This window comes from Aurantiacibacter spongiae, assembly GCF_003815535.1.
Lineage (GTDB): Bacteria > Pseudomonadota > Alphaproteobacteria > Sphingomonadales > Sphingomonadaceae > Alteraurantiacibacter > Alteraurantiacibacter spongiae.
On the sequence record NZ_RPFZ01000001.1, the window covers coordinates 1,930,052 to 1,942,206 of the forward strand.

The 12,155-nt window shown below is 66.0% G+C and carries 14 protein-coding genes; 9 read left to right on the plus strand and 5 right to left on the minus strand.

Going from position 1 to position 12,155, the window contains the following annotated elements:
• Positions 1-79: 79 nt before the first annotated feature.
• Positions 80-1,267: a phospholipase D-like domain-containing protein gene (locus tag EG799_RS09390; RefSeq protein ID WP_158611052.1), complete on the plus strand. Its 1,188-nt coding sequence runs from the start codon at positions 80-82 to the stop codon at positions 1,265-1,267.
• 16 nt (positions 1,268-1,283) lie between these two features.
• Here the strand turns inward: EG799_RS09390 and EG799_RS09395 are convergent, their stop codons facing one another.
• Entirely contained in the window at positions 1,284-2,819 is a 1,536-nt protein-coding gene (locus EG799_RS09395) for a replicative DNA helicase (protein ID WP_123880586.1), read from the minus strand.
• A 149-nt stretch (positions 2,820-2,968) separates the two neighbouring features.
• Between EG799_RS09395 and EG799_RS09400 the strand changes: the two genes are divergently transcribed.
• A complete protein-coding gene (locus EG799_RS09400) occupies positions 2,969-3,460 on the plus strand; it encodes a UPF0262 family protein (RefSeq protein WP_123880588.1) in 492 nt (163 codons plus the stop codon).
• An 11-nt stretch (positions 3,461-3,471) separates the two neighbouring features.
• Positions 3,472-4,170, plus strand: coding sequence for a glycoside hydrolase family 25 protein (locus EG799_RS09405; RefSeq protein WP_123880590.1), 699 nt, complete (start codon positions 3,472-3,474; stop codon positions 4,168-4,170).
• A gap of 16 nt (positions 4,171-4,186) precedes the next feature.
• Here EG799_RS09405 and EG799_RS09410 read toward each other — a convergent pair whose 3' ends face one another.
• Together EG799_RS09410 and EG799_RS09415 are read right to left on the minus strand one after the other, a co-directional pair.
• A complete protein-coding gene (locus EG799_RS09410; RefSeq protein WP_123880592.1) occupies positions 4,187-5,344 on the minus strand; it encodes a M14 family metallopeptidase in 1,158 nt (385 codons plus the stop codon).
• A complete protein-coding gene (locus EG799_RS09415) occupies positions 5,341-5,934 on the minus strand; it encodes a DUF4136 domain-containing protein (RefSeq protein ID WP_123880594.1) in 594 nt (197 codons plus the stop codon). The genes EG799_RS09410 and EG799_RS09415 overlap by 4 nt, the downstream gene beginning before the upstream one ends.
• Positions 5,935-6,028: 94 nt before the next feature.
• On the opposite strand from EG799_RS09415, the gene galE reads away from it, so the two are divergent.
• The 5 genes from galE (at position 6,029) to EG799_RS09440 (ending at position 8,865) form a co-directional block, all read left to right on the plus strand.
• Positions 6,029-7,036 (plus strand): UDP-glucose 4-epimerase GalE, encoded by a 1,008-nt coding sequence (galE, locus tag EG799_RS09420; protein WP_123880596.1) that lies wholly within the window; start codon positions 6,029-6,031, stop codon positions 7,034-7,036.
• Between the two features lie 96 nt (positions 7,037-7,132).
• Positions 7,133-7,258 (plus strand): type B 50S ribosomal protein L36, encoded by a 126-nt coding sequence (gene ykgO / locus EG799_RS09425; protein ID WP_011415100.1) that lies wholly within the window; start codon positions 7,133-7,135, stop codon positions 7,256-7,258.
• Between the two features lie 71 nt (positions 7,259-7,329).
• Complete coding sequence (locus EG799_RS09430) at positions 7,330-7,959, plus strand: HAD family hydrolase (protein WP_123880598.1); 630 nt, start codon at positions 7,330-7,332, stop codon at positions 7,957-7,959.
• 106 nt (positions 7,960-8,065) lie between these two features.
• The gene (locus EG799_RS09435; protein ID WP_123880600.1) at positions 8,066-8,539 is read left to right on the plus strand and encodes a winged helix-turn-helix transcriptional regulator; all 474 of its coding nucleotides are present in this window, start codon (positions 8,066-8,068) and stop codon (positions 8,537-8,539) included.
• A 53-nt stretch (positions 8,540-8,592) separates the two neighbouring features.
• Positions 8,593-8,865 (plus strand): hypothetical protein, encoded by a 273-nt coding sequence (locus EG799_RS09440; RefSeq protein WP_325051112.1) that lies wholly within the window; start codon positions 8,593-8,595, stop codon positions 8,863-8,865.
• Here EG799_RS09440 and EG799_RS09445 read toward each other — a convergent pair.
• Positions 8,862-9,743, minus strand: a complete 882-nt coding sequence (locus tag EG799_RS09445) for an EamA family transporter (RefSeq protein WP_123880604.1) — start codon at positions 9,741-9,743, stop codon at positions 8,862-8,864. The two genes, EG799_RS09440 and EG799_RS09445, sit on opposite strands and share 4 nt — an antisense overlap.
• Positions 9,744-9,750: 7 nt before the next feature.
• Complete coding sequence (locus EG799_RS09450; protein ID WP_123880605.1) at positions 9,751-11,247, minus strand: YifB family Mg chelatase-like AAA ATPase; 1,497 nt, start codon at positions 11,245-11,247, stop codon at positions 9,751-9,753.
• 140 nt (positions 11,248-11,387) lie between these two features.
• Here EG799_RS09450 and EG799_RS09455 point away from each other — a divergent pair, with 140 nt between their 5' ends.
• Complete coding sequence (locus EG799_RS09455; RefSeq protein ID WP_181950894.1) at positions 11,388-12,128, plus strand: alpha/beta hydrolase; 741 nt, start codon at positions 11,388-11,390, stop codon at positions 12,126-12,128.
• Positions 12,129-12,155: the final 27 nt, after the last annotated feature.

The window sequence follows — 12,155 nt, forward strand, 5'->3', positions numbered from 1 at the left end:
GCGTCTAGCCGGCGGCCGCACCAAGGTCAAGGAAATCGGGGCCCTGTCGCCCACGGCGAGGCGTGCTAAGGGGGGCGCAATGACGCGAACGAACGCAGACCCGGCCGACCCTGCCAGCTACACCGACCCGCCCCCTTTCCGGGGCAGCGCACACGGGGTCGATCTTGTCTTCTACCCCGCCGGGAAGGACCGAATGCGCGCTCTTGTGGAGCTGATTGAGGGCGCGCGGCAATCGTTGCAGGTCGCCTTCTACATCTTCGCCAAGGATGCGTCGGGCACCACCATCCGCGACGCCCTTGTGGCGGCGGCGAAGCGCGGTGTCGACGTATCGCTGATCGTCGATGGCTTCGGGGCGGAAGCGGATGAGGACTTCTTCCGCGAACTCACCGCCGCGGGAGGGCAGTTCTGCTGCTTTCTTCCGAAATGGTCGCGCCGCGCTCTGATCCGCAACCATCAGAAGATCGTGATCGCCGACGACGAGCGCGCGATGCTTGGCGGCTTCAACGTGGAGGACGACTATTTCGCGCCGCCCGAAGCCAATGGCTGGAACGACCTGGCGTTTTTCATCGAGGGCGGCGAACTGGTCGGGCAGGTTTCCGAATGGTTCGACGAACTCGTCGCCTGGACGAGCGACGACAAGGCCCAGTTTCGCGATATCCGTCGGCGCGTGCGCAAATGGGACGGCGGCAGACCGCCCGTGCAACTTCTGATCGGCGGGCCGACCAAGGGCCTGTCAAGCTGGGCGAAATGCGTCAGCAAGGATCTCGACGAGGGCGAGAAACTGGACATGATGATGGCCTATTTCTCGCCCAACCGCGCGCTGCGCAAATGCATTCGCAAGATTGCCGGGAAAGGCCGCACCAATCTCGTACTCGCGGGCAAGAGCGACAACGCCGCGACCATCGGGGCGGCGCGCGCACTGTACCGAAAGCTGCTCGCGGCGGGGGCGAACGTCTACGAATTCATGCCGTGCAAGCTTCACACCAAGCTGATCGTGCTGGACGACGCGGTGTACATGGGCAGCGCCAATTTCGACATGCGCAGCCTGTACGTGAACCTGGAGATCGTCGTACGGATCGAGGATGCGGCTCTCGCCGAACGGATGCGCGGCTTCATTCACGACAAGTTTCCGGCGTGTCAGCGGATCACGCGCGAACTCGACGAGCGGCGCGGAGACATCCTTACCCGCGCGAAGTGGTGGGCGAGCTGGTTCCTGGTGACGGTGGTCGATTACAACGTCAGCCGGAAACTCAATCTGGGACTGTAGGCGAAGCGTTCCGCTGTCAGTCGAAATCGTTGCCGTTGCGGTAATCGTCCTCCGCAAGGTCGGAGAAACGGGTGATCTTCGGTTCGAATTTCAGGCGGACCTTGCCGGTCGCGCCGTGGCGCTGCTTGGCAACGATCAGCTCCGCCAGGCCGAAGACGCCCTCCATCTCCGCCGCCCACGCATTGTGCGCGTCGTGAATCTTGGGGTCGTCGCTTTCGACCGGGCGTTTGGGTTCGCGCGCGGCGATGTAGTAATCCTCGCGAAAGATGAACCAGACCATGTCCGCGTCCTGCTCGATCGACCCCGATTCCCTGAGGTCCGACAGCATCGGGCGCTTGTCCTCGCGCTGCTCGACCGCGCGGCTGAGCTGCGAGAGCGCGATGACCGGAACCTGCAATTCCTTGGCCAGCGTCTTGAGCCCGCGACTGATCTCCGAAATCTCGTTCACGCGGTTGTCCTGCGCTCGGCCCGATCCCTGAAGGAGTTGCAGGTAGTCGATCACGATGAGGCCAATGTCGTGCCGCCGCTTGAGCCGCCGGGCCCGCGTGCGCAGGGCGCCGATGGTGAGCGCCGGGGTGTCGTCGATATACAACGGCAATTCGGTAAGGCGCTGGCTCGCATAGGACAGCTTCTGAAAGTCGTCGCGACTGATCTTGCCCATGCGCAGCGCTTCCGAGGAAAGGCCCGCCTGCTCCGCCAGAATGCGCGTGGCGAGCTGATCGCTGGACATCTCGAGGCTGAAGAGGGCGACCCCGGCGCCAACCGATTTCTCGATCCCGTCCGCCTTGTCTCGCATGTAGCGGTCGGCACAGTTGAAGGCGATGTTGGTGGCGAGCGAGCTCTTCCCCATGCCGGGCCGGCCGGCAAGGATGATGAGGTCCGAATCGTGCAGCCCCCCGACCTTTTCGTTGACGGAGGACAGCCCGGTCGTCTTGCCCGAGACGTGACCACCCGAATTGATGGCGGTCTCGATCAGTTCGAGCGCCTTGCCCGTCGCGCCGCGGAAACTTTCCGCCTCGGACGTGCCGGTCGCGCCCTCTGCCACTTCGAACAGGCGAGCCTCGGCCTGCTCGATCTGGCGCATGGGTTCGACGTCTTCCGACGTATCGAGCGCGTTCTCGACCAGGTCGCGGCCGACCGCGACCAGTTCCCGGAGCAGGGCGAGGTCGTAGATCTGCTGGGCCAGCTCGCGCGGATTGAGCAACCCCTGCCCGTCGGCAGTCAACTGCGCGAGGTAAGCGGTTCCGCCGAGTTCGGCCAGCGCCTCGTCAGCCTCGAAATAGGGTTTTAGCGTGACCGGCGTCACGACCATCTGGCGGTCGATCAGGACCAGGATACGCTCGAACACGCGGGCGTGCACCGGGGCGTAGAAATGGTCGGGCCGAAGGGCGACCATCAGTTCTTCCAGAACCCGGTTGTCGATCAGTACCGCACCCAGGAAGGCGGCTTCCGCCTCCAGATTGGCGGGCAGGGTGCGGCCCTCTCCCCTGTCGGTGGGCGCGGGCGAGATGCCGCCCCTGTCGGAACGGGTCAGGAGGTCTTGATCGGGCATGATCGCCCTTGTGCAAGAGCGCCGGCCCGCCGGCAATACGGTGCCATCGAAAATCGCGAGTGCGGGGATGTGGATAGCGGGGACGAAATTTCCCGGCCGATCATTCGCGATTGCAACATCACCCTCCCCTGGGCCAGAAGGGCCGCCCGATGACCGACGCGCAGGACAACCGGATCGACACGATCTCGCTCGACGAGGCAACGGTTCTTGCGCGCAACGAGCAGATCGAGAAGGAGCGGGAAGTCGCCCTGCGCGATCTCGTCGAGGAAAACAGCTTCCGTCCGATTCGTGCGACGGGTAACGGGCATCGGGGGCCATGGCGCGTGCACCTGTCGGTCGTCGACGGAATGCTGGCCTGGCATCTGAAGGATCGCGATGGCGAGGATGCGGGCACGATCGGCTTGGGACTGGCCCGGCTGCGCCGCGTGGTGCGCGACTACTTCGCCATCTGCGACAGCTATTACAAGGCGCTTCGGCGTGCTTCGGCGCAGGAGATCGAGACGATCGACATGGCGCGACGCGGCATTCACGATCGCGGGACGCGGCATCTGCTCGAATCGCTCGAAGGCAAGGTCGAAACCGATTTCGAAACCGCCAGGCGGTTGTTCACGCTGATCTGCGTTCTTCACATCAAGGCCTGAGGCGGGCGCGCATGGGCAGGACACGCAGGAAAACCTGGCGCTGGCGTATCGCCGGCCTGGTGCTCCTCATCGCCCTGGTCGGCGCGGTATGGGGGGGATGGCGCGCGCTGCACTGGCAGCCGCCGCGCTCCGAGTACCCGGTTCAGGGCGTTCTCGTCGGAGAGGCCGATGGGGACGTCGATTTCACCGCCCTGCGCGCCACCGGTGCCGATTTCGCCTATCTGGAGGCGAGCCGCGGAGCGAGCGGACGCGACGCGGATTTCCCGCGCAATCTCGATGCGGTAGGCGCCATCGGACTGCCGCACGGCGTGGTCCACGCCTACGACCCCTGCGTTCCGGCCGAGAGGCAGACGGCGAATTTCGTCACCATCGTTCCGCGCGACGCGACGACGCTGCCACCTGTTATCGCGCTCGACAAGCTGGCCAGCGAATGCGGCGATCCGGTGATCGAGGCGGCGGTGGAAAGCGAATTGACGACCTTCATCAACCAGGTCGAAAATCATGTTGGTCAACCCGTCGTGCTCAAGATCGCGCCCACGTTCGAGGCGCGGTACGGCATCGCCACGCGCATCGAGCGCAATCTCTGGCTGGAGCGTGACTTCGTCCAGCCTGATTACGCAGGACGCCCGTGGACGTTATGGACGGCCAACACTCGCCTGATGGGGGAAGGGAATCTGACCGGTCTGCGCTGGGTGGTGGTCCAGCCCTAGCCGGCCGTGGGATCGGCTAGTCGGTGTCCTCCTCGCCGAGCCATTCGGCCAGTGCCGCGAGACACTCGCGGCCCAGCAGCTTGCAGCGCTCCGGACTCCAGCCCTGAGCCGCGTCGGGCAGTTCGTCGTTGTCCTTGAAAGGCATTTCGAGCGTCATCGCGCAGGCGCCGAAACGCTCCGCGACCTGATTGGTGCTGATGGCGAGATTGGCCTTGCCGGCCGCCGACTTGGGATAGCCCTTCGCGGTCTGGAAGTCCGGGGTCCGGCGCGCGAGGATGCGCTGGTAGCGATACATCCGTTCCCCCTGTTCGTCGGTCCAGGAAGGAATGCCCTCGAACCCGGCGAGAAAGACCGCGGCAATGGCTTCGTCGCCGTGCACATCCATCGCGAAATCGACGCCGCTTTTATCCATCGCATTGCGGATGGCGAGCACTTCCGGCGATTTTTCGGGGCTGGGCGCGTCCCATTCGCGGTTGAGGTTCACCCCGTGGGCGTTGGTCCGCAAATGCCCGCGGAACGAGCCGTCGGGGTTGCAATTGGGGACGATATGCAACCGGCATCGCCGTCGCAGCGTGCGGGCGACGGGGTCGGCGGGATCGGTCAGCATTTCCAGCGCTCCCTCCATCCACCACTCGGCCATGCTTTCGCCGGGATGCTGGCGTGCGTAGAACCAGACCTGGGTCTCGCCTTCGCCCAGTTCCAGCATGTCGAGCGGCCGCCCGTCGAGAGTCTTGCCGATACGGCGCTGGCGCACTCCCTCGCTGCTTGCCGCCTCGGCGATCAGATCGAGGTGCCGGTCGTAGGGATAGGGGGCGAAATAGGCGAAATAGGCCATGTCGGATACCGGGGTGTAGGTAACGGTCAGCGTTCCGCCCCCGGTATCCTTGTCGTATGTCGTGTCCGCGCGGCCCCAGAAGGCGCGGTCCTCGCTGACGCAGGCGCGGTAATTGGGCCAGCCCTCGGGATAGGCGCTTTCCTTCAACTGATCGATGACCAGCGTGACCTCGCGCCCGGCCGCATTGCCGACGCGAAAATGAAACCACTGCGCGAATTCGCTGTTGCGATCGCGCGGAATGCGCAGCCTCGCTTTGGCGCCGTCGATGGAAAGGACTTCGATATTGCCGCTGTCGAATGCGGAATCGATGATGATGTCGGTATCGTTCGTGTCTGTCATTCTACCTCGATAGTCTCACCGGAATTGCCGGGAAATCCCGCGAACAGCGCATCGGCGATTCGCGCGGCGGCCGCGCGGTCGTCGGCCATGTCGCTATTGACGGTGGCGGTCATGCTGGCGCGGCCCTCCCATAGATTGGTGCCACCCCCGGCGGGCCGGATGGCGACGGATATCTCGCGCAGGATACGCTCGGCGGGGCGCGGCGTCAGGTCGAGCCCTACGCCGACGCCCACGCCGGAGCCGTAGCTGCCCGTCGATCCGCCCACCCCGACATTGACCGGTCCGCGCCGACGTATCTCGTCGCCGACATAATCCTCGAACTGCACGCTCGCCACCTGTTGCGCGTTCTGCGCGACCACGCGGTATCCGAGCATTTCCAGTTCGCGCCGGACGGCATCCCGATAGACGGAATATTCGAGGCTGTCGGCAGCTTCGCCGGGACCGGCGACCAGTTCGATCGTTCCCTGGCCGAGATAGGCCGGGGACGGGCCGACGAAGCGCGTCACCTCGACCGGGGAAACGTAGGCGGGTGCGGCGCATCCGGCTGCGAGCAGCGGAACGACAAGGGCGGTCAGGGCGGATCTTCTCATGTGCCGCTAAACGCACGAACGCCGCGCCGGTGCCTGGCCCCGCATCCGGTGGACGGTAATTGCCGGTTAGTCTTAACCTGCTAGGCACCGCGGCATGAGCGAACCCATCCCCGTTCTCGTGACCGGCGGTGCCGGCTATATCGGAAGCCACGCCGTTCTCGCGCTGAGGGATCGCGGCTGGCCGGTCGCGGTCATCGACAATCTCACGACGGGTTTTCGTTTCGCGGTGCCTGACGACGTTCCGCTTCACGTGGGTGATATCGAGGACGCGGATCTGCTGGCACGCATCTTCGCCGAGCACGCAACCCGCGCGATCATGCATTTCGCAGGCTCCATCATCGTGCCGGAAAGCGTGGACAATCCGCTCAAATACTATCGCAACAACACGGCGAAGAGCCGCGCGCTGATCGAGGCAGCGGTGCGGGCGGGCATACCGCATTTCATCTTCAGCTCGACCGCAGCGACCTACGGCATTCCCGACACGTCCCCGGTTGGCGAAGACAGCGCGAAGCGGCCGATCAATCCCTATGGCTGGTCGAAGCTGATGACGGAGCAGATGCTGGCCGATACCGCCGCGGCGCATCCCATGAATTACTGCGCGTTGCGCTATTTCAACGTCGCTGGCGCCGATCCGCAGGCGCGCAGCGGGCAGTCGACCGCGGGCGCCACGCATCTCATCAAGGTTGCGGTCGAGGCAGCTTTGGGCAAGCGCGACAAGGTGGCGGTGTTCGGCAGCGATTACGATACGCCCGACGGTACCGGCGTGCGCGACTACATCCATGTCAGCGATCTCGCGGCAGCTCACGTGCTGGCGCTCGAGGAACTGATGGCGAACCCGGAAACCTCGATGACCATGAACTGCGGATATGGTCGCGGGTTCTCGGTGCTCGAAGTACTCGACGCTGTGGACCGGGTAACGAACATGCGGATCGAGCGGGACTTCGCGCCCCGCCGGGCGGGCGATCCCGATTCGCTCATTTCCGATCCGTCCCGCATCAAGGCGGCGCTGCCGTGGCGACCGGCTTACGACGATCTGGAGACGATCGTCGCCCATGCGCTCGCCTGGGAGCGCCGGCTGGCTGACATTCGCCAGGAGGGTTGACCTTCACCCGGCACCGGACTATCCGCGCGCCTTGATTTTCCGGCATCGGAGACCCATCTCCGGTGCCGCTTGTTATTTCGACGGGATAGAACAGTCATGAAAGTCCGCAACAGCCTGAAGTCGCTGAAGAACCGCCATCGCGATTGCCGGGTGATCCGTCGTCGCGGACGTACCTACGTCATCAACAAGACCAACCGCCGCTTCAAGGCTCGCCAGGGCTGAAGTGCCGGGCCGCGACTTCGCTCGCGGCAGCCGGTCGAGGCGGGGCCTCCGGGCGACCGGGGGCCTTTTGCATGTCCGGCGTTGACGCCTCCGCGGTGCCGGCCGCCGTCGTGTTCGATGTCGGCATGGTCCTCTACCGCTGGGATCTGCGGTTGCTGTTCGGTCAATTGATCGAAGACGAGTCGGAACTGGACTGGTTCTGCGCCAACGTCGTCACGCCCGAATGGCATTTTCAGCACGACGCCGGCCGACCGCTGGATGAAATGGTCCCCGAACTGCAGGCGCGCCATCCCGACCATGCGCACGTCATCGAGGCCTACAGAACCCGTTTCAACGAGACGATTCCCGGCCCGGTCGAGGGCACCCATGCCATAGTTCGCCGCCTGACCGGCGCTGGCGTGCCGGTTTACGGCCTTACCAATTTCGGCGCGGAGTTCTGGGACGGCTTTCGCCCCGGCCAGGATATCTTCGACGGCTTCCGCGATATCGTCGTCTCCGGACGCGAGAAGGTGGCGAAGCCCGATCCCGAAATCTATGCCATCGCGGAACGCCGGTTCGGCCACCCGCCGGGCGAACTGTTCTTCATCGACGACCGGGCCGACAACATCGCCGCCGCAAAGGCGCGCGGCTGGCACGGTCATCTCTTTACCGATTCGCGCACTCTCGAAGTGGCCCTTCGCAACGCCGGACTGCTTCCGTGAGCGAGCACGAAAACCTGTCCTGTTCCGAACGCCCTGACTGCTACCGGTTTGGATTTGTTGCGTTTCGATGTATCACGCGGCCTGCAAGGCATAAGGCACGCATCGCATGGCGACACGACAATCATTGCGCGACCTGACCAAATGCGGGCTGCCGCATGCGCTGGATGTGATGGGGGAGCGGTGGTCCTTCATGATCCTGCGCGCGGCCTTCGCCGGGATCATCCACTTCGAGGAGTTCTCCTGCGAACTGGGTATCGCGCGAAACATTCTTTCCAATCGCCTCGCCAAGCTGGTTGAGCACGGTGTCATGCTGCGCGAGCAGTGCGAGGATGATCGTCGCAAGGTCGAATATCGTCTGACCGCGAAGGGGCGCGACCTTCTGCCGGCCATGCTGGCCCTGCGCCAGTGGGGCGAGAAATACGGCGTCAACATCGCGCCTCACCTGACCCTGGTCGACAGCCGCGACCGGCAGCCGGTTGAACGCATCACGGTCCGCGCGCATGACGGGCGCGATCTCGCCTGGGAAGATCTCGACTGGGCGGAGACCGCCGAGCTTTCCCTGGACGAGGCAGGATCCTGAGCGAGGGGCCGCCCAAAACGCCCGACGGTCGTTACATCGTCGTGCGCGGACGCTTGTGGCGCGCAAGCAACCCCGATCTGCCAGAAGACAGGCGGCAGCGTCTCGTTGATGATCTCATGGCCGCGCGGCGCGCGGTGCGGGAGGCGACGCAGACCGAGGACGAAGACGCGCTGCGAGCCGCGCGCCGGCGGGTCGATGCCGCCAAGCGGGAGCTGGGCGAACGCGGGCCGGTCTGGTGGGACGACGGCTCGCCGGACCTGAACCGGCACATGGCGGAGAACACCCCTTATGCAGACTGGTTTCGACACCTCGGCACGAACTCCTAGCTCGCCAGGTTCTCCCGCGGGCGAGCGAGCGGCGCTCCGCTGGTGAGGGATGCCCCGGCACAGGCCGCGATGACGCACCCTATGCCCAGAATGCTGACGGGTCGCAGGGCTTCGCCCAGGAAGACCCAGCCGGCCAGCACGGCGGTCGCCGGTGCGGCGCTGCTGATCGTGCCGAACAGGCGGCTGTCCAACCCGGCAAGCGCGCGCATTTCCAGTGCGTAGGGCAAAGCGCTCGACAGGAGCGCCACGGTCAGGCCGAGCATCAGGATATCCGGATCGAGCAGTCGCGCGCCTTCCTCGGCCACGCCCAGCGGCACCGTCAGCAGGCATCCGAACATCATTCCGACGGAAACCGCCGTCAGGCTCGGCACCTGCGCGGCCCGTTTGCCGAACAGTATGTAGCAGGCCCAGCAGGCCGCCGCCCCAAGCGCGAAAGCGACACCGAGCGGATCGAGCGCGGATGACCGGCCCGGCCAGGGCACGAGCAGCGCTACACCGGTTGCCGCCAGCGCGAACCACAACAGGTCGCGCCCGTTGCGCGACATGGCGAGCACGACTGAGAGCGGGCCGGTAATCTCTATGGCGACGGCGATGCCGATCGGAATGCGCGCGAACGCCCAGTAGATCAGCAGGTTCATTCCGCCCAGCGCCAGTCCGTACGGCACGAGCCACCGCATCTGGCCTACCGATGGCCAGGCGCGCCACGGCCGCGCGAGCCCCAGGAGGATCAGGCCCGCGATCCCGGTCCGCAGGGCCGCGACGCCTTCTGGTCCGACCAGCGGAAACAGGCTCTTGCCGAGCGCCGCACCGCCATTGATGGACAGTTGTGCGAGCAACATGGCGGAAACGGCCAGCGGCAGGTCGGTCCGCTCGGGCATCGCACAATCAGGCGCGGGGCGCCTGTCTGCGATAGCTGAGCGCTTCGGCCACGTGAACGCGCCCGACCCGCTCGGACCCGGCAAGGTCGGCGATCGTGCGCGCGACGCGGAGCATCCGGGTGTAGCCGCGTGCGGACAACCGCATGGCGTCGGCCGCCTGCATGAGCAATTGCCGCCCCGCCTCGTCCGGGGTCGCGTGATCTTCGAGCGCGTCTCCATCGAGTTCGGCGTTCGAGCGAACTCCGCGCCCGGCCTGCACCGCACGCGCCGCTGCGACCCGCGCGGCAACCTCCGCGCTCCCCTCGGCGGGCGGGGGGAGTGCAAGGTCGGCGGCACTGACCGGATCGACCTCCACATGCAGGTCGATGCGGTCGAGCATCGGCCCGCTGACCCTGGACTGGTAATCGGCCGCGCATCTTGGGGCGCGGCTGCATGCGAGCGCCGGATCGCCCAGATGACCGCAACGGCAGGGATTCATCGCCGCCACCAATTGCACCCGCGCCGGGTAGGCGACATGCGCGTTGGCCCGCGCCACATCGACTTTTCCCGTCTCCAACGGCTGGCGCAGCGAGTCGAGCACGGCGCGCTGGAATTCCGGCAGCTCGTCCAGGAACAGCACGCCCAGATGCGCGAGGCTTACCTCGCCGGGCCGCACGCGCAGGCCCCCGCCGGTCAGCGCCGCCATGCTGGCCGAATGGTGCGGGGCGCGGAACGGTCGGTTGCGGCTGATACGCCCGCCTTCCAGCGTTCCGGCGACCGATTGCACCATGCTGACCTCCAGCGCTTCCGACGGCGACAGCGGCGGCAATATTCCGGGCAGGCAGGAAGCGAGCAGGCTCTTGCCCGCGCCCGGGGGGCCGTTCATCAGCAGGTTATGGCCGCCCGCCGCGGCGATCTCCAGCGCGCGCTTGGCGGTTTCCTGGCCCTTGACGCGTTTCAGGTCCGGTCCGGGTGCGGCATCTTCCACCTCTCCCGGCTCGGGTTCGGGCAGCGCACGCTCGCCTTTGAGATGGTTGAGCAGGCTGGCGAGGTCGGGCGCGGCGCATACCCGCACCCCGCTCGCCCAGCGCGCTTCCGGCCCCTGCGCGCGGGGGCAGATCAGACCCTTTTGCGTCTCGCTGGCGTGAAGGGCGGCAAGCAGGACGCCGGGGGAGGAGGCGATGCGTCCGTCGAGCGACAATTCGCCTACAACCACCCATTCGCTCAGTTCCTCGGCATCGACGACGCCCATCGCGCCAAGCAGCGCCAGGGCGATGGGGAGGTCGTAATGCGACCCTTCCTTGGGCAGATCGGCGGGCGAGAGGTTCACGGTGATGCGTTTGGGCGGCAAGGCCAGACCCATAGCGGCGAGCGCGGACTGCACCCGCTCCCGGCTTTCGGCGACCGCCTTGTCGGCAAGTCCGACAACCGAGAAGCGTGGCATGCCGGCAGCGAGCTGGCATTGCACCTCCACGGCGCGCGCTTCCAGCCCGAGATAGGCGACAGTCGATACCAGAGCTACCACGCGAACCCCCTTTGCCTTCGGTCTGATAGCGCCGCCCGCCCGCGTGTCGAGGGGAACCGTCGCCGGAACGGACGACGTTAACCCGGTTGCAACCGCATTCGTTGGCGGTTTGCGAAACGGGGGCGGGGCAGGTTGCCGCCATGTCCGCTCTTGGCCGCCTCATCCTTCTCGCCGTGACCGTTTCGCCCACAGCAGCACTTGCGCACACGACGAGCGTGGCGGAGGAGGAATGGGTCGAGGTTTCGCCGGCAGCCATGCGGTACGTCTCCCCCCAGCAGGCCCATGCCGAACAGGTGGCGGTTGCGGCGTTCGGGCCGTTTCGCGTTCTGGACGATCGCACGGTAGCGCTTGTCGGCATTACCGACGACCGATCCCCGGCGCAGTTTTCCGCCATGCTCGATGCGTTTCCCGGCATCGCCACGCTGGAATTCGTCGAAGCGCCGGGAACGCATGACGACCGCGCCAATCTCGCCCTTGGCCGCATGATACGCGCGCACGGTCTGGCAACGCGGGTTCGCGACGGCGGCTCGGTGCGCTCCGGTGCCGTCGAGCTGTTCCTTGCAGGTATCACGCGCGAGATCGCGCCCGGCAGCGAATTCGCCGTTCACGGATGGCTCGACGACCAGGGGCGCGGCGCGCAGGATTACCCGGAAGGCGCCGCGGAACACCGTCGCTACCTCGACTACTACGCCGAGATGGGCATGGACGCCGAACAGGCGCGGGCGTTCTACGCGATGACCAATTCGGTGCCGTTCGAGGACGCCCGCTGGCTGACAGGTGCGCAGATGCGTGACTGGATGGACGGAAGCGGGGGAACGCAGGCTGTCGAACAGGCCCAGCCCCGACTCGCCTATCTTGACTTGGCGCCCACACTTCAGTAAGCGCGCCTCCATATCAGAGGCCGCCGG